Source organism: Paraburkholderia sediminicola, from assembly GCF_902859805.1.
GTDB classification, from domain to species: domain Bacteria; phylum Pseudomonadota; class Gammaproteobacteria; order Burkholderiales; family Burkholderiaceae; genus Paraburkholderia; species Paraburkholderia sediminicola.
This window is the reverse complement of record NZ_CADIKC010000001.1, coordinates 471288-491920: the sequence shown is the minus strand read 5'-3', so window position 1 is coordinate 491920 and position 20633 is coordinate 471288. Positions and strand designations below refer to the sequence as shown.

The 20633-nt window shown below is 62.2% G+C and carries 16 protein-coding genes; 9 read left to right on the top strand and 7 right to left on the bottom strand.

Going from position 1 to position 20633, the window contains the following annotated elements; genetic code table 11:
• Position 1: 1 nt before the first annotated feature.
• The 4 genes from R8871_RS02185 to R8871_RS02170 all read right to left on the bottom strand — a co-directional run bounded on the left by R8871_RS02185 (position 2) and on the right by R8871_RS02170 (position 4245).
• Positions 2-916, bottom strand: a complete 915-nt coding sequence (locus R8871_RS02185) for an ABC transporter permease (protein ID WP_175048841.1) — start codon at positions 914-916, stop codon at positions 2-4.
• 3 nt (positions 917-919) lie between these two features.
• Positions 920-1858 carry an ABC transporter permease subunit gene (locus tag R8871_RS02180; RefSeq protein ID WP_175048840.1) on the bottom strand — a complete coding sequence of 313 codons (939 nt, stop codon included), beginning with the start codon at positions 1856-1858 and terminating at the stop codon, positions 920-922.
• 16 nt (positions 1859-1874) lie between these two features.
• Entirely contained in the window at positions 1875-3491 is a 1617-nt protein-coding gene (locus tag R8871_RS02175) for a peptide ABC transporter substrate-binding protein (RefSeq protein ID WP_175048839.1), read from the bottom strand.
• A gap of 181 nt (positions 3492-3672) precedes the next feature.
• Positions 3673-4245 (bottom strand): cupin domain-containing protein, encoded by a 573-nt coding sequence (locus R8871_RS02170; RefSeq protein ID WP_120294344.1) that lies wholly within the window; start codon positions 4243-4245, stop codon positions 3673-3675.
• A gap of 943 nt (positions 4246-5188) precedes the next feature.
• Here R8871_RS02170 and R8871_RS02165 point away from each other — a divergent pair.
• The 9 genes from R8871_RS02165 to R8871_RS02125 all read left to right on the top strand — a co-directional run bounded on the left by R8871_RS02165 (position 5189) and on the right by R8871_RS02125 (position 17185).
• On the top strand, positions 5189-6730 hold the full coding sequence (locus R8871_RS02165) for a peptide MFS transporter (protein WP_175049941.1): 1542 nt from the start codon (positions 5189-5191) through the stop codon (positions 6728-6730).
• Between the two features lie 159 nt (positions 6731-6889).
• Complete coding sequence (gene pdxR, locus R8871_RS02160) at positions 6890-8368, top strand: MocR-like pyridoxine biosynthesis transcription factor PdxR (protein ID WP_175048838.1); 1479 nt, start codon at positions 6890-6892, stop codon at positions 8366-8368.
• A gap of 211 nt (positions 8369-8579) precedes the next feature.
• Positions 8580-10622, top strand: a complete 2043-nt coding sequence (locus tag R8871_RS02155) for a bifunctional 2',3'-cyclic-nucleotide 2'-phosphodiesterase/3'-nucleotidase (protein ID WP_407673117.1) — start codon at positions 8580-8582, stop codon at positions 10620-10622.
• The gene (locus tag R8871_RS02150) at positions 10619-11389 is read left to right on the top strand and encodes a tetratricopeptide repeat protein (RefSeq protein ID WP_175048836.1); all 771 of its coding nucleotides are present in this window, start codon (positions 10619-10621) and stop codon (positions 11387-11389) included. Before R8871_RS02155 ends, R8871_RS02150 begins: the two co-directional genes overlap by 4 nt.
• A 441-nt stretch (positions 11390-11830) precedes the next feature.
• Positions 11831-12286: an HU family DNA-binding protein gene (locus tag R8871_RS02145; protein ID WP_175048835.1), complete on the top strand. Its 456-nt coding sequence runs from the start codon at positions 11831-11833 to the stop codon at positions 12284-12286.
• A gap of 413 nt (positions 12287-12699) precedes the next feature.
• Positions 12700-14109, top strand: a complete 1410-nt coding sequence (locus R8871_RS02140; RefSeq protein ID WP_054040394.1) for a circularly permuted type 2 ATP-grasp protein — start codon at positions 12700-12702, stop codon at positions 14107-14109.
• 173 nt (positions 14110-14282) lie between these two features.
• Positions 14283-15233 (top strand): alpha-E domain-containing protein, encoded by a 951-nt coding sequence (locus R8871_RS02135; protein WP_054040396.1) that lies wholly within the window; start codon positions 14283-14285, stop codon positions 15231-15233.
• A 13-nt stretch (positions 15234-15246) separates the two neighbouring features.
• Positions 15247-16074, top strand: coding sequence for a transglutaminase family protein (locus tag R8871_RS02130; RefSeq protein WP_175048834.1), 828 nt, complete (start codon positions 15247-15249; stop codon positions 16072-16074).
• A 238-nt stretch (positions 16075-16312) separates the two neighbouring features.
• Positions 16313-17185, top strand: coding sequence for a proteasome-type protease (locus tag R8871_RS02125; RefSeq protein WP_175048833.1), 873 nt, complete (start codon positions 16313-16315; stop codon positions 17183-17185).
• A gap of 42 nt (positions 17186-17227) precedes the next feature.
• Here the strand turns inward: R8871_RS02125 and R8871_RS02120 are convergent, their stop codons facing one another.
• The 3 genes from R8871_RS02120 to R8871_RS02110 form a co-directional block, all read right to left on the bottom strand.
• On the bottom strand, positions 17228-17413 hold the full coding sequence (locus R8871_RS02120) for a hypothetical protein (protein WP_175048832.1): 186 nt from the start codon (positions 17411-17413) through the stop codon (positions 17228-17230).
• 33 nt (positions 17414-17446) lie between these two features.
• Positions 17447-18634 carry a porin gene (locus R8871_RS02115; protein ID WP_175048831.1) on the bottom strand — a complete coding sequence of 396 codons (1188 nt, stop codon included), beginning with the start codon at positions 18632-18634 and terminating at the stop codon, positions 17447-17449.
• A 501-nt stretch (positions 18635-19135) separates the two neighbouring features.
• Positions 19136-20467: a YihY/virulence factor BrkB family protein gene (locus tag R8871_RS02110; RefSeq protein WP_175048830.1), complete on the bottom strand. Its 1332-nt coding sequence runs from the start codon at positions 20465-20467 to the stop codon at positions 19136-19138.
• Between the last annotated feature and the right edge of the window lie 166 nt (positions 20468-20633).

The window sequence follows — 20633 nt, the reverse complement described above, 5'->3', positions numbered from 1 at the left end:
CTCAGCGGTCCTTCGGGTCGAACGCGTCGCGCAGACCATCGCCGACGAAATTCACGGAATACAGTGCGATGCACAGCATCACGGCCGGGCACAACAGCAGCCAGGGCATCGAATCGAGTTTCTGCGCACCGTCCTGGATCAGCACGCCCCAGCTCGTCATGGGTTCCTGCACCCCGAGGCCGAGGAACGACAGCACCGATTCGGTCAGCACGATATTCGGCACCGTCACGCTCGCGTACACCACCACCACGCCGAACAGATTCGGCACGATGTGACGCGCGATGATCGAACGCGAACTCACACCGATCGCACGGGCGGCGTCGATGAATTCGCGCGAGCGCAGCGACAGCGTCTGACCGCGCACCACACGCGCCATGTCGAGCCACGAGAACGCGCTGATGGTGAGCACGACCAGATAGAACGCGCGGCCGAACAGCGTCATCATCAGGATGGCGATCAGCATGTAGGGGATCGCGTACATCATGTCGACGATACGCATCATCACCGCGTCGACGCGGCCACCCAGGTAGCCGGCAGTGGCGCCGTACGCCACGCCGATCAGCCCCGATACCAGCGTGCCGAGCAGGCCGACTTCGAGCGATACGCGCCCGCCTTGCAGCGTGCGCGCGAGCAGGTCGCGGCCGAGTTCATCGGTGCCGAACCAGTGCATGTTTTGCAGCGTGGGCGCGAGGCTGATTGCACCCCAGTCGCTATCGATTGGATTGTTCGGCAGGAACCACGGACCGGCCACGCAGGCAATCACGATCAGCAGCAGGACGACAAAGCCGGTGAACGCCGCGCGGTTGCGCACGAAGCGCGCGGCCGCGGTGGCGAGCGGGCCGCGCGAACGCGGCGCGTTGGCAATGGCCGCGAGCGGATCGAGCGCCGCGGCAGTCGTTTGAAATGAGCGGGCCATGGATCAGTACCGGATGCGCGGATCGAGCCATGCATACGCGAGGTCGACCAGCAGATTGAACAGCACGGCGACGGCGGTCGTCAGCACGACGAGGCCGAGCACGAGGGTGTAGTCGCGATTGATCGCGCCGTTGACGACCAGCTGGCCGAGACCCGGCAGCGCGAACACCGATTCGGTGACCACGGCCGCGGTGATCGACGAAATGCAGATCGAGCCGAGCAGCGACACGACGGGCATCAACGCGGGCTTCATTGCGTGGCGCAACACGATCGTGCGGCCCGGCAGACCTTTGGCGCGCGCCGTGCGGATGAAGTTGCCCGACAGCACTTCGATCATGCTGCCGCGCATCACGCGCGCGATCCCTGCGACGTTGATGATGACGAGCAGCACAATCGGCAGCACGCGATAGCGCCATTCGCCTTCGCCCCAGCCGCCGGCCGGCAGCCAGCCGCGGCCTTCGGAAGTCTTCAGCAGGATCGCGAAGATCCACACCAGCACCGGTCCGAGCACGAACGGCGGCACTACGTTGCCGATATTGCCGAGCACCATCACGAAGTGATCGATGAAGCGGTCACGCCGCACCGCGGCCAGCGTGCCGAGTGCGACACCGATCACCAGCGCGATCGGCACCGATACGCCGCCGACGCCGAGACTCACTGGCAGCGCTTTCCACACCAGATCGTTGACGCTCCAGTCGGCGTAGCGGAACGACGGGCCGAGGTCGCCGTGCAGTAACGAGCCGAGGTAGTGGAGATACTGCAGCCACAACGGTTCGTCGAGGTGGTACTTGGCGTTGAGGTTCGCGAGCACGGCCGCCGACAGGTGTTTCTCCGTGTCGAACGGCCCGCCCGGGGTGAGGTGCAGCAGCAGATAGCACGCGGTGATCACGGCGAGAATCGTCGGGATCGCCCAGAGCGTGCGGCGCAGCGTGTAAGCCAGCATGACGGTGCTCCCGCGCTTAGTGCTTGATCAGATACATGTCTTGCGTGGCGCGCTGGTCGACGTAATTGGTCGACGTGTAGCCGCCGACATACGACTTGACGAGCCGGTCCGCCGAGTACTGGAAGAGCGATACCAGCGGGTAGTCGTTCATGGCCAGATCGTGTGCCTGCGTGAGCAGGGCGGTGCGTTTCGCCTCGTCGAGCTGCTGGTTGCCTTCATCGACCAGCTTGTCGACTTGCGGGTTGCAGTAGCGCTGATCGTTCTGCACGCTGTTGCAGCGTATCAGATCGAAAAACGAGTTGGCGTCGTTGTAATCGACGAACCAGCCGTCGCGCGAGGCCTGCACCTTGCCGTCGTGGCGCTGTTTGAGCAGAACCTTGTATTCGACGTTTTCGAGCCTGGCGTTCACGCCCAGTTTGGTGCGCCATTCCGAGGTCGAGAAGAGCGCGACTTTCTTGTGGAGGTCGTTCGTGTTGTAGGTGAGGGTGAATGTCAGCGGCTTCGCGTCCGAATAGCCTGCGGCCTTCAGCAGGTTGCGCGCGTAATCGACGCGTTTGGCCATCGGCCAGCTTGCCCAATCCGGCGTGAAGACGCCCGCGCCTTCTGTGCCCTTGGCGATCAGGCCGTACATCGGCACCTCGCCGTCGGCCGTTAGACGCTTGGTCAGCAGGTCGCGGTCGAGCACCATCGCCAGCGCCTGGCGCACCCGCTTGTCCTTGAACGCCGGGTCTTCGTTGTTCAGGCTGTAGTAGTAAGTGGCAATCTGCAGGCCGGTTTTGAGTTCGGAGCCGAACTGCTTGCTGACCTGCGCGTAGATGCCCGACGGAATCGAGTACGTGTAGTCGAACTGGCCGGCCTGATACATACGCATCGCCGTTTCGTCGTTTTCGATCGGCAGATAGGTCACTTTCGTGATCACGACCTTGCTGGCGTTCCAGTACGTGCTGCTTTTGGATGCCACCAGGCGGTTGCTCGGCTGCCAGTCGGTCAGTACGTACGGGCCGTTACCGACGAAATTGCCCGGGCGGGTCCAGTCGCCGCCGAATTTGGTCACGGTGTCGCGATTAACTGGCGCCATGGCCGGCATGGCGGTCAGTTGCGGGAAGAAGGCGGCGGGCACTTCGGTGGTGACCTCGAGCGTGTACGAATCGATGGCGCGCGCGGCAAGGCTCGTTAGCGGCGCCTTGCCGGCGAGGATCGCCTTGGCGTTCTTCACGAACTCGACCAGGATCGTGTATTTCGAACCTGTTTTAGGATCGAGCACGCGTTGCCATGCATAGATGAAGTCAGCCGCCGTGACCGGCTGGCCATTGCTCCAGCGCGCATCGTGGCGCAGCTTGAAAACCCACGTCGTCGGCCCGGTGCGCGTCCACGATTGCGCGACGCCCGGCACGATCGTGCCGGCTGCGTCGATGCGCGTCAGACCTTCGAACAGGTCGAGCGCGATCGTGTCGCCGGTCCAGGATTCGATATGAGCGGGGTCGAGCGATTCGGTTTCGGCCGGCACCTGGCGCGTCATTTCCTGGCTGGCGGCGAGGGTGACGCCTGCGGGTACGTTGACGGCGAAGGCGGAGGGCTGAAACGTAAGGACGAGCGCAGTCAGCGCCGTCGCGTAAGCAAACGGGGTTTTCATCGGTTGAGGTCGCAGGAAAGGTCGAGAGAAGAACGCGCTGGCGCCAGGGCGCCCGGTTATCTGCCGTGCTCGGGCCGGGGCGGCCCTTGTTGCCCGTGATGGTTGCTCGACATGCAGGATTCCTTACATTTCGTAATGCAGGCAAACCCTGGCCGGATCAACCGGAAAAGGTGCCTGCCTCTTAAAACAGTCGCGGTGTGCCCACCCAGACGACTACCGACTCCTTGCGTGCGGTATTCACCCAGCTGTGCGGCACCGTCGATTCGTAATGCGCGCTGTCTCCCGCGTGCAACACGAACGTCTTGCCTTCCAGCGTCAACGACACCTCGCCGTCGATCACATAAACAAACTCTTCCCCGGCATGTGTGGTGACTTCGGAGCGTTTCTGCCCGGGCGGCATCCTCACGAGGATCGCTTCGAGCTGACGGCCGCCCGTCAGATTGGTCAGCCGTGCAAACAGATTGGCCGAGTCCGCAAAACCGAAAAACTTCAACTGATCGCTGCGACACACTGAGCGTTCTTCGCTTGGTGTGTCGACGAAATACTGCACCGTCACCCCGAGTGCGTGGGCGATCCCGGCCAGCGAAGTGATGGACGGTGACGCCAGACCCCGTTCGACTTGCGACAAAAACGGTTTGGAAATACCCGCTGCTGTTGCCGTGTCATCCAGCGTGCGCTTGAGCCGTTGCCGCAGCGCGCGGATCTTACTGCCGAGTTCGAGTGCCGGATTCTTCTTTTGAATTGTCGTGACCATAGCAGGAGGAAATTAGCCCGTCAAAATTTGTTTGATATAAGTAAATATGGTTTGATTGCGGTCCAGGCCGGGGTGGCGGGCCGTTCAGCGCCCGGTCGTGCAAGGGGCCGCAATTCGAGACAACGCTCTATGTTGCCAGAACCGAAATCCGCGCCAGCCGTTTTGACCGGTAATCGACGAGAAACTGAAAGCGGATGCGGTAAAGAGTGCTGTATCCAAGGGGTATCGGCATTGAGGCGGATTGAGTATCAGGAGACGTTAAAGGCATGACATCAAAGACTATTTTCAGCCACGCCCCAATGGGGAACGATGGAATATGGCGTGTAAGAACAGGTAATTGGCGTGGCATCAGTGAATTCCCTGAGTGACGAACGGTGCTTCTGTTTGCAGAATCAGGCCCGCTTGGCGGATAGGCGCATGTGTTTGTATCAGACGCAACGCCGGCCGCTGTTTTTTATTCCGCACGCAGCGATCCTGCGCGGCGGAGCATCGTCCGGCACGTTCCATCAGAACGCTCGCCGGCATGAGGACATGACTATCACTGCCGATTTTTCCTGCCGCGGGCTGCCTGCCCGCCGCCCGGCGCGGCCGCCATCTGCCGCCCGCCGGATAGCCGTTTCCCACAATGCTTTATCATTGAGCCCGTTCTGCTTGCCGGAACCCGAGCCCGATGTGGCGCAGCGTCCCCCAAGGGCAGTTCCTTCGGGACGTCCCGCGTGGCGGGCCTCCATCCCATTCCCTGGTTTTTCTGCTGGTTTTGCTGGTGCAGGCGCCTCAATTTGCGGCCTGGTTTGCAGATGAGCGCGCCGCTGGCTACGCACATGCCTGTTGAAATGCGTGTGCCGCGTCGCGCGGGCTCCGCCGACCGTTTTCCCAGATCCAGTTTTTCGCGCCGCGTGGCGAGTCCGCGCGTCGCTGCAACCGTAAGAACAAGAGGTACATGATGAATTCGTCCAATCCGAGCAGCGCGCCGGTCTCGCAGACCCGTTCGTTCTCGACGGTCTTTCTGATCGAGATGTGGGAGCGCTTTGGCTACTACGGGATGGCCGCGCTGCTGGTCCTGTTCATGATCGACAAGCTGAACTTCACCGACAGCCATGCCACCCTCACGTGGGGCGCATTTACGGCGCTGGTGTACGCATCGCCGTCGATCGGGGGCTGGATCGGCGACAAGATTCTCGGCGCGCGCCGCACGATGATCTTCGGCGCCGGCGTGCTGGCAGCCGGCTATTTCATGCTGGCGCTGCCCAATGAGCAATTGAGCTACATGTACGCGTCGCTCGGTGTGATCGTGGTGGGCAACGGGCTGTTCAAGGCCAACGCCGCAAACCTCGTGCGCCGCATCTACGAAGGCGACGACGCGCGCATCGACAGCGCATTCACGATCTATTACATGGCGGTCAATATCGGCTCGACGGTGTCGATGCTCGCGACGCCGTGGATCAAGGACCATTGGGGCTGGCATACGGCATTCGCGGTCTGCTGCGCCGGCATGCTGCTGTCGGTGCTGAACTACTTCGTCATGTTCCGCACGCTCGCGCATATCGGCTCCACGCCGGACGCCGAACCGATCCGCTGGAAGCGCGTCGGCGCGGTTGCGCTGGGCGGGATTGTGCTCGGCACGGTCACGATGTTCGTGCTGCAGCACAAGGCGATTGCGGTGGCCTGCGTGTACACGGCGGGCGTCGCGATTCTGGCGATCTTCGGCTACATGCTGCTGAAGTGCGAACGCTCGGAGCGCTCGGGTCTGGTAGCGGCGTTGATCCTGACCGCGCAGGTGATCCTGTTTTTCGTGTTCTACGTGCAGATGTCGACCTCGCTCACGCTGTTCGCGCTGCGCAACGTCGATCCGCGTTTCATTCTGTTCGGTCAGACGTGGTTCACGTGGAGCGCCGCGCAGTTCCAGGCGCTCAATCCGATCTGGATCATGCTGCTGAGCCCGGTGCTCGCGCTGCTCTACACGAAGCTCGCAAAGAGCGGCAAGGACGTGCCGGTGGCGGTGAAGTACGCGTTCGGCTTCGCGGTGGTGGCGGCAGGCTTCTTCGTCTATGCGGCGAGCGGCAACTATGCGGTGAACGGCCGCGTGTCGTCGTGGTTCATGGTGGGCGGCTATGGTTTGTATTCGCTCGGCGAACTGCTGGTGAGCGGTCTCGGCCTCGCGATGATCGCGCGCTACGTGCCGGCGCGAATGAGCGGCTTCATGATGGGCGCTTACTTTGTGGCGACCGGTGTGTCGCAGTATCTGGGCAGCGTGGTGGCGAATTTCGCGCAGATGCCGGCGGGCAATCTCGATCCGCTTGAATCGCTGCCGATGTACACCAAGTTGTTTAACGGCCTGGGCTGGCTTGCGGCGTTGGGCGCGCTGATCGCCGTGCTGCTGTTGCCGCTGATGCGCAAGCTCTCGCGTGAGCATCAGCGTTGCGGCGATGAAGCGCGTGAGAACGCGCGGCAAACGGCTGCATTGAATGGGGCAGTCGCGGAGTAATCACTCCCGGTAGTGCAACAAAAATGGCGCGCCTCGTATGACAGAGGCGCGCCATTTTGCGTTTTATGTCCGCTCCGAAGGCGGCGACGGAGGTAAGCTTACGGTCGAGATTGGTCTTTCGACATAAGCATTTCACGGACATTTAAGGTAGCCACTCGGATGGACATCCATATCGCGGTCGACGGGCGTCACGATCTGTCCGGACAGATCTACCGGCAGTTGCGCGCCGGCATACTCGAAGGGCGCCTCGCCGGCGGCACGCGTTTGCCTTCCACGCGCGATCTCGCCACGCAACTGGGTGTCTCGCGCAAGACGACGCTCGACGTGTTCGAACGCTTGCTCTCCGAAGGCTATCTGAGCGCACGTGCCGGTTCGGGCACCTTCGTCGCCGATGGTCTGGAGCGTCTGCCGGCGGAGCGTTCGTCGCATGCATGGGCGGCCGAGTCCGCGCGCGAGCGGGTGAAGGTGAAACAGAAAACTGCGGCGCGCGCCCAGCCGCTGTGGGAGGAGATGCCCGAGACGTTGCCGTTGCCGCGGCCCACGGTGGCCTCGCCGCAGGATTTCATCGGCGGCGCAACCGACAAATCGCTGTTCCCCTTCGACGTCTGGCGCCGCTGCGTGAACCATGCATTGCGTGTGCAGGCGCGCGGTCCAGGCACGTATCGCGACGTAGCCGGCGAGCAGGAATTGCGCCTCGCGATTTCGCGTTACCTGGCGTTCAACCGGGCGGTCGCGAGCAACTGGGACGACGTGATCGTCACGCAAGGCGCGCAGCACGCGCTCGATCTGATCGCGCGCATCACATTGCGGCCCGGCGAGATTGCGGCGCTCGAAGACCCCGGCTATCCGCCGGTTCAGGCGTGCTTCACGGCTACGGGCGCACGCGTAGTGCCGGTGCCGGTGGACGCCGAAGGCCTGATCGTGAGCAAGCTCCCGGACAAGGCGCGGCTCGTCTACGTAACGCCCTCGCATCAGTTCCCGCTCGGCATGCCGATGAGTCTCGAGCGCCGCGTCGAGTTGCTTGAATGGGCGCAGAAACGCGGCGCCGTGATCATCGAGGACGACTACGACTGCGAGTACCGTTTCGAAGGCCGGCCGATGGAGCCGCTGAAAAGTCTCGACCGCGCCGGTCTGGTTGCTTACGTGGGCACGTTTTCGAAGACGATTTTTCCGGAGCTGCGGGTCGGCTACGTGGTGCCGCCAGCCTCCCTCTACGGTCCGCTTCTCAAGGCCCGCCAGATCGCCGACTGTCACGGCTGCACCCTCACGCAAACCGCGCTCGCGACCTTCATGCTCAATGGCGACTTCGCCAAGCATCTGCGGCGCATGCACAAGACCTATGCGGCACGCCGCGCGATGATGCTGAAGCATTTGCAGGGTGAGCTCGCGCCGTGGTTCGAACCGATCGTGCCGACTGCCGGCATCCACATGGCGACGTGGCTGAAGGCGCCGTTGACCGAGGAGACGTTAGTGAACGCCGCGCGTGAAGCGTCGATCGGTTTGTATGGACTCGCGCCGTTTTATCAGCGCGCGAAGCCGCAGCCCGGCTTGATGCTGGGATACGGCAGCATCGCTGTCGAACATATCGACGCGGCGCTTACCAGGCTCACCGACATTCTGCCGCGCCTCGTCCGCTGACAACCGGCAGCACGCAAGGACCTCGCGCCGGCCTCGCTCGAATATTACTTATTCATATCTAATAGCATACAAATCACTGTCATAAAGCAACCGTACTCTTGCGCCTCTGTAATTGTTTGTAATGCAACGCCGGCCCGGATGGACCGGCCACGACAACACAACACATTTGAGGGCGGTACGGATGCGAGTGACGTTTATGGCAACGAAGAGGATGCGCGCGCTTCGCGCGGCCAGCGCCCTGGGCGCATTAGGCGCGGTGAGCGCGATCAGCATCACGGCATGCAGCAGCAGCGATATTGAAACGCCGCAGCCGCAGGTGGCGAACGGCACGAAGGCGACGCTCGCGTTGCTCGAAACCACCGACATCCATACCAATCTGCTCAGCTACGACTACTACAAGCTGGCCGAAGACAAGTCGCTTGGACTCGAGCGCACGGCCACGCTGATCGCGGCGGCGCGTAAGGAATTCCCGAACACGGTGTTGCTCGACGACGGCGACACGATTCAGGGCACCGCGCTCGCCGATTATCAGGCGCAGGTCGCACCGATCGATTGCAAGACGACGCTCGGCGTCTACAAGGTGATGAACCTGCTGAAGTACGACGCGGGCACGATCGGCAATCACGAATTCAACTACGGTTTGCCGTTTCTCGCGCAGGTCACGGGCAGTGCGTTCGACGTGCCGAACATGAGCCCGGTGGCGTCGCAACCGGCGTGCGCGGGGCCGAATTTTCCGCTGGTGCTCTCCAATGTGCTCGGCGCGAAATCGCAGCAGCCGATCTTCAAGCCGTACACGATCCTCGAGCGCACGCTGACCGCTACGACGCCCGACGGCAAGACGGTTAGCGCGCCGGTGAAAATCGGCGTGATCGGCTTTACGCCACCCGCGATCATGGCGTGGGACAAGCGCTGGCTCGACGGCAACGTCTACACGCAAGGCCTGGTGGAAAGCGCATCGAAGTACGTGCCGGAAATGAAGGCGAAGGGCGCGCAGATCATCGTCGCGATGTCGCATGGCGGGCTCGACAATTCGGCCTATTCGCCGTCGATGGAAAACGGCAGCTACTATCTGTCGAAGGTGCCCGGCGTCGACGCAATGCTGATCGGCCACTCGCATCAGGTGTTCCCCGACAAGAACAGCACGGTCACGCAATTCAACCTGCCGGGCGTCGACAAGGTGAAGGGCACCGTCAACGGCGTGCCGACCGTGATGGCGAATTTCTGGGGTAAGCATCTCGGCGTGATCAAGCTCGCGCTGAACTACACGAACGGCACGTGGACGGTGGACCGCAATTCGAGCACGGCCGAAGCGCGCTCGATCCAGAACGCGGATAACAGCTATGTAGCGGTCGATCCGTCGATCTCGCAAGCGATCGCGGCTGAACACAGCGCGACTATCAACTACGTGAAAACGCCGATCGGCACGACCGATTTCCGCATGACGACCTACTTTGCGGACGTAGGCGATGTGTCGGCCATCGAGATCGTCAATCAGGCGCAGGCTGCCTACGTGCAGGACTACATCAGCGCGAATCTGCCGCAATATGCGGGCATTCCGGTGTTGTCGGTGAGCGCGCCGTTCAAGAGCGGTTTTGGCGGCGGTAACGATTTCACCGACGTTTCGCAAGGCAATGTCGCGATCAACAATGCCGCCGACCTTTACCTCTACCCGAACACGATCTACGCGGTGAAGGTGACGGGCGCCGATCTGAAGGCGTGGCTCGAAACCGCGGCGAAGCGCTTCAACAAGATCGATCCGGCCAATACTGCGGCGCAGGCGCTGGTCAGCACCTACCCCGGCTACAACTTCGACATGATCACCTCGAAGGATTTCAGCTACGAAATCGACGTGACGCAGGCAGTCGGCAGCCGGATCCGTAACCTGAAATATCAGGGCGCGGCGATTTCGGATACGCAGGCGTTCATCGTCGCGACCAACAATTATCGTGCGAGCGGCGGCGGCAATTTTCCGGGACTGGACGGCAGCAAGACGATTTATGCCTCGCCCGATGCGAGCCGGGATGTCCTGATTGCCTACATCAAGAAAGTGCAGGCCATCAAGGTGGCGAACAACGGCAGCGACCGTAGCTGGCGCTTCACGAAGGTGGCGACGGCCGGGCAGGTGACATTCAAGGCGGCGCCGAACCTGGTAGCGCTCGCGCAGACCAACGGCATCACCAACGTCACCCAGCTCCAGACCGACGACGGCACCGGCAAGGGTCTCGCGGTCTACGCTGTGGACCTCAACCAATGAAGGCGCGGTTTTCTCTGAGCCCGGCGGCTGCGGCGGCGGCTCTCGCGCTGTCCGTCGCGCTATCCGTCGCGATCGCGGCCGGTACGGTCGCCACGGTCATGGCCACGCGAGTGTCCAACGTGCAGATCGACGACTGGCAAATGCAGGGCTCGGCCACGCACGCGGCGTGGCCGGTCTGGCGTCTGCGCCTTGCCGCCGCGTTCGGCAACGCAGCGGCGCGCGAGGCCTTGGCCGACGTGCTGGTGAGTTCGGCGCAACTCGACGAGCGGCGCGCGGGCGTCGAGTTGTACCGTCAACTTGCGCTCGACGGCGTGCCGAATGCGCAAGCCACGCTCGGGCATCTGCTGTTGCGCGGGGTGCCCGGCATTACGCCGGATTACGCGGAAAGCCGTCGCTGGTTGAGCGTAGCGGCAGCGCATGATCCGCAGGCTGCCTACGATCTTGCAACGCTTTATCGCAATGGCTACGGCGTCGCGCGCGATTCGCTCCTGTCGATCCGTTGGCTGGAACAGGCGGCGCAGGCGGGCGTGCCGCTCGCGCAATTCCAGCTCGCCAACGAGTATCGCTTCGGCGCGACGCTGCCGCACGACGACGCTCTAGCGCTGCAATGGCTGAAGCGCGCGGCCAATGCGGAGTTACCCGAGGCGAATCTGGCGCTGGCGATCGCCTATCGCAACGGCGAGCTCGGCATGGCGCGCGACGAAGACGCGTATTGGGCGTATGTGAAAGAGAGCGAGCATGATCTGAAACACATCAGCCGGCCATGATCGCGCGTTGAAACCGCCTGCGATTTTCTGTCGCAGAGCAACGTTAGCCGCCCCCTGCAGAGACTTTCGCTGCAGGGGGCGTGTTTTTTCCGTCGCGTGAATCGGCGTGGCGAACGTGTCGGCGAACCATGGTTTCGACATCGAGCCGCTATCCGTCGACGATCGCCCGGTGCCGAAAGTGCCTCTATTCAGGCATCGAAATGACTTGTAACGCACGTTACGTGTTCGTGTTGCAGACCAGTCCGAGGCTCGCCGACGCACGTTTACCCGCTAAAACAAGGATCAAAATGTGTTGCGCAGTCTGCGCCGCGCAACAAACCTTCGCTGTTATACACAAAAGATTCGCGCAAATCGTATTAGCGCTTGTAGAATCCGGCGTTGAAGCGTGCACATACCGTGTGCGCTTCGTGCAATTCACTGACCACTACAGGTAGGAGAAACATGCCGACTTCCGCAAAAAAGGTGGCCAAGAAGGCTGCTGCCCCGGTACCGACCAAGAAGGTTGCTGCAAAGAAAGTTGTTCCTGCGAAGAAGGCCGTCGCAGCTAAGAAGGTCGCCGTGAAGGCTTCCAGCGCTCCGTCGCCGATCAAGGACACCTTCACGAAGGCCTCGCTGGCTGCACACGTCGCTGAACGCGCTGCTGTGGAACCGAAGACTGCCAAGGCCGTTCTGGCCGCGCTCGAAGACACGATCCTCGGCGCTGTGCACAAGAAGGGCGCTGGCGAATTCACGCTGTCGGGTCTTCTGAAGATCGTCGTGCAAGCTGTGCCGGCGAAGAAGAAGCGCTTCGGCAAAGACCCGTTCTCGGGCGAAGAGCGTTGGTTCCCGGCCAAGCCGGCTAGCGTGCGCATCAAGGCACGTCCGCTGAAGAAGCTGAAAGACGCAGCAGCAGGCTGATCGTGCTTCACGCGTTACCGCGGTTTTTGAGCGTGGTTGTTTAACGGTGCGTTTTTAACCGTGAGCTTTTAACCCTGCGCTTTTAACCTTGGTTAACGTTTGAGCCGACCCGCAGTGCGAGTTGTCCGAATCCCCGTGGATGCGAATCCACGGGGATTTTTTATGCGCGCCTGCCGTGGATTGGCGAACTCGCCGCTGCCCGCCAAGGTGCCGCTTATGCACCGTACTAGCGCATCATGAGCCGCCGCAGTACGATGGCAGCGAAGCCATGCCGGTCGGGATGCGCTGTTAGCGTGCATGCACTGTATCTGGCGCGCGAAAAGCTCAATGGCATAGCGCTTGCTTGAACGATTGTCGAACACCGAATGCGCAGCGCATTCGCCTTCTATCCGACAACAAGAGCGGGGCGTGACATGCGATGCTATGACGAGATGCGTCATCATGACGATGCCGTGCGGCCACACTACGCGCGCTTTGAGCGGTGGCTGGTAAAGCAGGGCAATGAGGCGATCGCACGCAAGCGTGCGGAAGCCGACCTGCTGTTCCGCCGGGTCGGTATCACCTTTGCGGTGAACGGCGATTTGTCCGGCACCGAGCGGCTGATCCCTTTCGATCTGATTCCCCGCATCATTCCGCGCAGCGAATGGCAGACGCTGGAGGCCGGTTTGCGCCAGCGGGTGCAGGCGCTCAATCTGTTTATCCACGACGTCTATCACGATCGCAACATCGTGCGCGCCGGTATCGTGCCGGCCGAACAGGTCTATACCAACGCGCAATACCGGCCTGAAATGCAGGGCGTCAACGTGCCGCTCGGTGTTTACGCGCATATCGCCGGCGTCGACGTGGTGCGCGCAGGCGACGAGGGCGAGTTCTACGTGCTCGAAGACAACCTGCGGGTGCCGTCGGGCGTGTCCTATATGTTGGAAAACCGCAAGATGATGATGCGGCTTTTCCCCGAACTGTTCGTGCAGAACCGCATTGCGCCGGTCGCGCATTATCCCGATCTGCTGCTCGACACACTGCGCTCGGTTGCGCCCGAAGGCGTCGACGATCCGGTCGTGGTGGTGCTCACGCCGGGCATGTACAACTCCGCGTATTTCGAGCACACCTTCCTCGCGCAGCAGATGGGTGTCGAACTGGTGGAAGGCAAGGATCTGTTCGTCGACGACAACTATGTGTTCATGCGCACCACGCAGGGACCGAAGCGCGTCGACGTGATCTATCGCCGCGTCGACGACGATTTTCTCGATCCGCTCGCTTTCCGCAACGATTCGGCACTGGGCGTGCCGGGTCTGCTGACTGCCTATCGAGCCGGACGTGTAGCGCTGGCGAACGCCATGGGCACCGGTATCGCCGACGACAAATCGATCTACCCGTACGTGCCGGAAATGATCGAGTTTTACCTTGGTGAGAAGCCGATCCTCAACAACGTCCCCACGTTCCAGTGCCGCAAGGCTGACGATCTCGCGTACACGCTCGCGCATCTGCCCGAGCTGGTCGTGAAGGAAGTGCATGGCGCGGGCGGCTACGGAATGCTGGTGGGACCGGCGTCGACGAAAGCCGAAATCGAATCGTTCCGGGAACGCCTGATTGCGCGGCCCGCAGGTTATATCGCGCAGCCGACGCTTGCATTGTCGGCGTGTCCGACGTTCGTCGAGTCCGGCATCGCGCCGCGCCATATCGACTTGCGGCCATTCGTGCTGTCGGGCAAGAGCGTGACGATGTGCGCGGGCGGTCTCACGCGCGTGGCGTTGCAGGAGGGCTCCCTCGTCGTCAATTCGTCGCAGGGAGGCGGGACCAAAGATACGTGGATGGTCGACTGACGCGGTTGCCAATGCGGTTGCTCATGCTGGAGTTGGTGCAGCAATTCATGCAACCGCACCCGCAACCCAACGTGCCGGCGAAGTAGTCGAACCGCCGCCGGTGCACACGGATAACCAGCGCGAGCCTTTTTACTTTTACCAGGGTCTCGCGTCATCAGATACGGAACGCCGTCATGCTAAGCCGAACCGCCGATCACCTCTTCTGGATGGCCCGCTACATGGAGCGCGCGGAGAACACCGCCCGCATGCTCGACATCAACCTGAAGGCGTTGCTGCTGCCGCAAACGCCCGAGCAGGAGGCGCGCGCACAACGCTCGGTGCTGCGCATTTCCGAGCTCGAAAGTGCGTTCGCGCAGCGCTACGATGAACCGACCCGCGAGCATGTGCTCGATTTCATGGTGGCCGACGCAAACAATCCGTCGAGCATTCACTCGTGTTTGCAGGCCGCGCGCGAAAACGCCCGCGCCGTGCGCGGCACCTTGACGACCGAATGGTGGGAAACCATCAACGACACCTGGCTCGAATTCAACGAACGGAGCCAGTCCGGTCAGGCCGTGAGCAATCCGGGCGCGCTATTCGAGTGGGTGAAGTTCCGCTCGCATCTGTCGCGCGGTGTGACGATCGGCACAGCGTTGCAGGACGACGCGTTCTTCTTCACGCAGCTCGGCACCTTCCTCGAACGCGCCGACAATACTGCGCGGATTCTCGACGTGCGCTTTGCCGACGTCGAGCCGAATTCACGCGATGCCGCGCGCCAGCTCGAAGACTTTTACTACTGGACCTCGATTCTCAGTTCGGTGTCGGCGCTGGAGATTTATCGCAAGGTGTATCGCGATGTCGTCACGCCAGCGCGGGTGGTCGAATTGATGATCCTGAACCAGCAGATGCCGCGCTCGCTGCTCGCTTCGCTCGAAGGCGTCTGCACAAATCTGGCGATGCTGCGCACGCCCGGCTCGAACCAGTGCGAGCGGTTCGCCGGCAAGCTGCGCGCCGAGCTGGTGTATTCCGACATCCGGCAGATTTTCGAAGCCGGCCTGCACGCCTATCTGACACAGTTCCTGGCTCGCGTGTTCGAGCTCGGCAATCTGGTTGCGCGTACCTATCTGATGTTGCCAGTCGCCTGACGGAGTTCTTTTTATGTACCTGACGATCCGCCACGACACGTCCTATCGCTACGAAGCGACTGTCCATTATTCGATCCAGCAACTGCGTCTGACGCCGGCAAGCGGCGCCTCGCAGGTGGTGCGGCGCTGGAGCATCGATGCGCCCGGCAAGCTCGACGCTACTTTCGATGCCTACGGCAATGTGCTGCATACGCTCGTCATCAACAAGCCACATGGCGAGATTCGTCTGCACGTAGCGGGCGAAGTGGACACGATTGCGCTGAAAGATGGTCAATTGCCCGACGCGGTCGGCCCGATTCCGCTTGAGCATTTCACCTGCTCGACGCGTCTCACCGAGGCCGATGCGGCAGTCCGCGAGCTGGCCGCATCGGTGCCGAGTCTCGCGACTTCCGGCAATCTGATCGAGTTGGCCGAACAGATCGTGCAGCGCGTGAAGTACAACACTGGCATCACCGAAGTCACCAGCACGGCCGCCCAGGCGCTCGCGCTCGGCAACGGCGTGTGCCAGGACCACGCGCATCTGATGCTGGCCTGCTGCCGCGCGCGCGGCATCCCGGCGCGTTACGTGAGCGGCTACATTGAACCCGGCGACGTCAGCGCAGGAGGAAGTCCCCTCGGGGCGGACCACGGCGCGAGCCACGCATGGGTCGACGTGTGGCTCGACGGCAAGGGCTGGATTTCCGTCGACGTCACGCACGCCGCGTTCGCCAGCGAGATCTACTGCCGGCTCGCCGTGGCGCGCGACTACGAAGCCGCCGCGCCGGTGCGCGGCCGACGGATCGGCGGGCTGGAGGAACAGTTGAAGGTGTCCGTCACGGTCAGCGGACAGATGCCGCAATAAACGGTTGGGGCTGGCGGCCAACTCAATAGGCTTGCCAGGCTGCAGGACAGGCCTCCCGCGGCCGCCTTGGCTGTCCGTCACAGGACAGCTCGCCAGGAGGGCTGGCGAGCCGTTTAAGTGAGCGTCAGCCCGCATAGCCATTCAGATTCGGCGTGCGGCAGCCGTAAAACGGGGTAAGGCGCATGCGCGCCGCATTACAATAGCGCCGTTCAGTCGTTTTTTGCGGGTACTTTTCCTTATGACTTACTGTGTAGCGATGTCCGTCGACGACGGGCTCGTGTTCCTGTCGGACACGCGCACCAATGCGGGCGTCGATCACATCAGCACCGCGCGCAAGATGTCGGTGTTCGAGCAGCCGGGCGAACGCATGCTTGTGCTGCTGGGCGCCGGCAACCTGTCGCTCACGCAAGCGGTGCTGCACGAGCTGTCCGAGCCCGTCGATCCTTCGCAGCCCACGCTCTGGAGCGCGCCCACCATGGCCGACGCGGCCCGCGTGATTGGCCACGCGGTCCGCCGCGTGCATCAGCGCGAAGCCGATGCGTTGCAGGAATTCGGCGTCGAGTTCAATTGCAGCTTCATTCTCGGCGGCCAGATCGCCGGCAACCGGCCGCGCCTGTTCATGATCTACGCGGCGGGTAATTTCATCGAAGCCTCGGCCGTGAACCCGTATTTCCAGATCGGCGAGGCCAAGTACGGTAAGCCGATCATCGACCGCGTGCTGACGCCGTCCACGCCGCTCGACGAAGCGGCCAAGTGCGCGCTGATTTCGATGGATTCGACGCTGCGTTCGAATCTCTCGGTCGGGCTGCCACTGGATCTGCTGGTGTACGAGAAAGATTCGCTGCAAGTCACGCGCTTCGTTTCGATCGACCACGACAATGCGTACTTCGAGATGATTCACCGCACGTGGGGCGAGCGGCTGCGTCAGGTGTTCGGCGAGATTCCCGATCCGGACTGGCAGGAGTCGCCCGATGTGCCGCTGCTGCAGCGTGAGCGTGCATTGGTGCTGCATCGCGCGCCGGTAGGGGCGGACGGCGTGGAGCATGAGCTCGATGCGAAGCCGGCGCAGACGTTGGCGCAGGCGGAGAAGGGCAAGGCGCAGCGGCGCTAGGGGCGCTGCGTAGATTTAGAGGCCTACTACGGGCCGGGAGCGTCACACCAAGGTCGTCACGAGCCTCTTAAAGGCTTGCTGACGGCCTTTTTCTTTTGCTTTGCCGATCGCGTTGATCCTGTGGGCGGCACGATGCGCGCGGAACTGCTTGTCGATTCGCGCGCATGCGCCAGAACCGGCAGACGAAAAAAAACCAGCCACAGGCTTGCGCCTGTGGCTGGTTTTCAACTGCGTGTTGCTTCAGCAGTCCGTCAAGTTCGATTAGAACTTGTGGCGGATGCCCAGGCTAACCATTTCTTGCGAGTTGGAAGCCGAGTTGTAGCCGTACGAACCGATCGATGCGCCAGCCGAAACCAGGTTGCCGCTCGAGTTACGTTGTTCGCCGCTTGCGTGTTGCCATGCGCCGACCAGGTAGATGTCCGTGCGCTTCGACAGGTTGTAGTCGCCGCCCAGGGAAACCTGGTTATACGTTGCGCTCGCGTCGCCCGTACCCTTCGTGTAGGCGTAGCCCACGCCCACCAGCATAGCCGGCGTTGCCTGGTAGCCAAGGTACACACCGCCGACGTTGAACTTCTCGGTCGAACCGAAGCCCGAATTTGCATCCGGCTTGTATTGTGCATTGCTGTAACGCAGGTTGACCGTGAACGGGCCAGTCACGTATTGCGCTGCAACTTGAGCGATGCCGATCGACTTCGCTGCTGCGTACGCCGTGTTGACCTGGCCGTCGAACGTACCGTCCGACGTGCTGCCGTTCCAGCCTGCCGACGGCGGCGTGCCAGCGATGCGGCTAGCCAGCGTGTTGCCGTTGTCAGCGCGGAAGTAGCCAGCAGCAACGCTGAACGGACCCGTTGCGTACGTTGCAGCGCCCGACCACGTTTGACCCGAACCCGTTTGACCAGCCACGCCGCCCAGAGCGTACATGCCTTCGAACTGGAAGCCGCCCCACACCGGCGAGGTGTACTTGATGGCGCTGTTCGTGCGCGAGGAGTTGTCGTTGTTGTCGACGTCGCCCGGCGTTGCGAAGGTGGAACCGAAGTAGTTGTCACCCGTCAGCGGTTGAACCAGGTCGACCACCGGGTCGTACTGACGACCCAGCGTGACCGTGCCCCACTGGTCGCCCGTCAGGCCGACGTAGGCTTGACGACCGAACATACGGCCGCCTTGACCCAGCTTGCCGCTGTTCACGTCAAAGCCGTTTTCCAATTGGAAGATTGCCTTCAGGCCACCGCCGAGGTCTTCCGTGCCCTTCAGGCCAAAACGATCGCCTTGCAGATTGCCGGCAACCATCGCGACCAGATTCTTGTTGTTACCGGCCGTGTCCTTCGTGTTGTGGACGTACTGGACCGATTCGTCGATCAAACCGTAAAGGGTAACGCTGCTTTGAGCATGCGCCATGCCGGTGACGCCCAGAAGCGCCAGCGAGAGGGTAGACAGTGCGACTCGTTTCATCCATTTCTCCACGCAGATGATTAGTTTGTTGTTGCGGAAAGGAGAATAGCTCACTGCCCCAACGGGTAAGAACCGGAAAAAAAAGAGTGTCTCCAAAAACCGACAAACGACGCAAAGCCTTGTATTTAAAGCCCGTTAACGATTATTGCCATTTCCGCAATATTGATTGGTTGACCACGCATTATTGTTGTTTTGTTGACAGTGAAGGCCTCGCTCCCCTCAATTTGGACACTTGTTTGAATGGCCTTTGTAATTTAGTCGTCTAGCTATTCGTGCCGTTTTACAGCGTCCATATAAAAATGGAGCCGTGTTTCGCTTGACGGACGCGCTGGACAGAATTTATGCGTTATGGGCAGGTGCGTAACCGCGGCGGTTGCAGCCCGTGGTTCAGACTTGACGCGATGGTGTGTCGTCGTCGGCTGCCGCCATGGTCTTCATGCCGGGCAGTCTTTTCTGGCTATGTCAGCGGGAGCCGCGGCCCGCTTCAGTCTTCACGCCTATTTACGCACCGGGGCCGTTATCGCCGGCGTTGCGGCGCGCCACCGCCGCGGCAGCCAGCCCGGCCGCCGCCGCAAACAACACCGAAGTCCATGGATGCCGTTTGACATAGCGATCGGCGGCGGCGGCCGTGCGGCCTGCTCCAACCAGCGTGACCGCGGCGGCACGTGTCGCTTGCGCTTCGGTCAGGACGACAGTGCGGCCGATCTTGACTGCGGTTGCCCGCGCTGAAGTCTGTTTGCGCGGTTCCCGCAGCGGCAAAGCTGATGCCGGCGCTGCTGCGGCCCGCGCCACGGCCGCAGCCGCAGCCGCTCCGGTTGCTGGAGCAAGCCCGGCAGCAGGGGTTTCGCGGTTGTCCACGTGAGGCACAGCATCGGCCGATACCGTCGATGCCGCCAACACCGAAGCAAGCATGGCGCGGCTGCCCGGCGGCGAGTTTTCCTGCATGCCCCAGCCGCCGCGCGGATCGTGCATGCGCCCGCGCGCCGCCGAAAACTCCGCGCCGAGCAGGAGCACGGCAGCAGAGAAGTACAGCCACATCAGCAGCACGGCCAGCGAGCCGGCGGCGCCGAACGAACTCGCCATCCCGGCATGCGCGATATACAGCGCGAACAGCTTCTTGCCCGCCGAGAACAGCACAGCCGCGACGACTCCGCCGACGAACGCATCGCGCCACTGCACCTTGGCGTCCGGCAGAAACTTCAGCAGGCCGGCGAAGGCGAAGGCCAGCACCAGCAGGCCGACGCCGAGTTGCAGCAGGTTGCCGATCGCCACATAAGGCGAGTTGCCCCACAGCCATTTGCCGATAAATGTGATGACCGTATCGAGCACCAGCGAGACGATCAGCAGGAAGGCGACGCCGAGCACCAGGCCGAACGAAATCAGGCGCACGCGCACCATCGCAATCACGCTCGACGAGCGCGGCCCGGTGTACGGCCACACCATATTGAGCGCGCTATTGAGCGATGAGAAGGTCGCCGAGGCGCCGATCGCCAGCATCGAAAACGAAATGATCGCCGCGATGCCGCCGGCGCTGCCGCTGTGATGAGCGTTCTCGACGATCGTTTGCACGCCCGCAGCAGCCTGGTCGCCGAGCAGGCCGTGAATGTGGTTGAACAGTTCGCCGCGCGCGGCGGCGGCGCCGAAGAACCAGCCCGCCACGGCGATCACCATGACCAGCGTAGGCGCGAGCGAGAAGGCCGCATAGAAGGCGATGCTGGCTGCCATGGCCGCGCAGCGGTCGTCGGCGAACTGTTTGAATGCGCCGATTGCCCAATTGGCCTGCCTGCGCGCTACCAACTGGAGGTTCTCGGCGGAGAGCGTGTCGATGTCCATGGTCGTGTTTCTCAAGGAGGTACTGGCGCGAGAAGCGCCGCGTGCGTGCCGTTGACGTGGCTCAATGCAGCATGTGCAACCTTCACATCGACGCCTTTCGCAAACCTTGTGCCTGTCACTATAACAAGCGCTTCATGCCCATGCGCGCGATACGCCGCCAGCATGT

Excerpts from the sequence above, each read along its gene's own strand:
- R8871_RS02115 (WP_175048831.1), bottom strand. The coding sequence starts at position 18,634 with ATGAAACGAGTCGCACTGTCTACCCTCTCGCTGGCGCTTCTGGGCGTC.
- R8871_RS02140 (WP_054040394.1), top strand. The coding sequence starts at position 12,700 with ATGCGATGCTATGACGAGATGCGTCATCATGACGATGCCGTGCGGCCA.
- R8871_RS02125 (WP_175048833.1), top strand. The coding sequence starts at position 16,313 with ATGACTTACTGTGTAGCGATGTCCGTCGACGACGGGCTCGTGTTCCTG.
- R8871_RS02170 (WP_120294344.1), bottom strand. The coding sequence starts at position 4,245 with ATGGTCACGACAATTCAAAAGAAGAATCCGGCACTCGAACTCGGCAGT.
- R8871_RS02150 (WP_175048836.1), top strand. The coding sequence starts at position 10,619 with ATGAAGGCGCGGTTTTCTCTGAGCCCGGCGGCTGCGGCGGCGGCTCTC.
- R8871_RS02110 (WP_175048830.1), bottom strand. The coding sequence starts at position 20,467 with ATGGACATCGACACGCTCTCCGCCGAGAACCTCCAGTTGGTAGCGCGC.
- pdxR (WP_175048838.1), top strand. The coding sequence starts at position 6,890 with ATGGACATCCATATCGCGGTCGACGGGCGTCACGATCTGTCCGGACAG.
- R8871_RS02135 (WP_054040396.1), top strand. The coding sequence starts at position 14,283 with ATGCTAAGCCGAACCGCCGATCACCTCTTCTGGATGGCCCGCTACATG.
- R8871_RS02185 (WP_175048841.1), bottom strand. The coding sequence starts at position 916 with ATGGCCCGCTCATTTCAAACGACTGCCGCGGCGCTCGATCCGCTCGCG.
- R8871_RS02130 (WP_175048834.1), top strand. The coding sequence starts at position 15,247 with ATGTACCTGACGATCCGCCACGACACGTCCTATCGCTACGAAGCGACT.
- R8871_RS02180 (WP_175048840.1), bottom strand. The coding sequence starts at position 1,858 with ATGCTGGCTTACACGCTGCGCCGCACGCTCTGGGCGATCCCGACGATT.
- R8871_RS02145 (WP_175048835.1), top strand. The coding sequence starts at position 11,831 with ATGCCGACTTCCGCAAAAAAGGTGGCCAAGAAGGCTGCTGCCCCGGTA.
- R8871_RS02165 (WP_175049941.1), top strand. The coding sequence starts at position 5,189 with ATGAATTCGTCCAATCCGAGCAGCGCGCCGGTCTCGCAGACCCGTTCG.
- R8871_RS02155 (WP_407673117.1), top strand. The coding sequence starts at position 8,580 with ATGCGCGCGCTTCGCGCGGCCAGCGCCCTGGGCGCATTAGGCGCGGTG.
- R8871_RS02175 (WP_175048839.1), bottom strand. The coding sequence starts at position 3,491 with ATGAAAACCCCGTTTGCTTACGCGACGGCGCTGACTGCGCTCGTCCTT.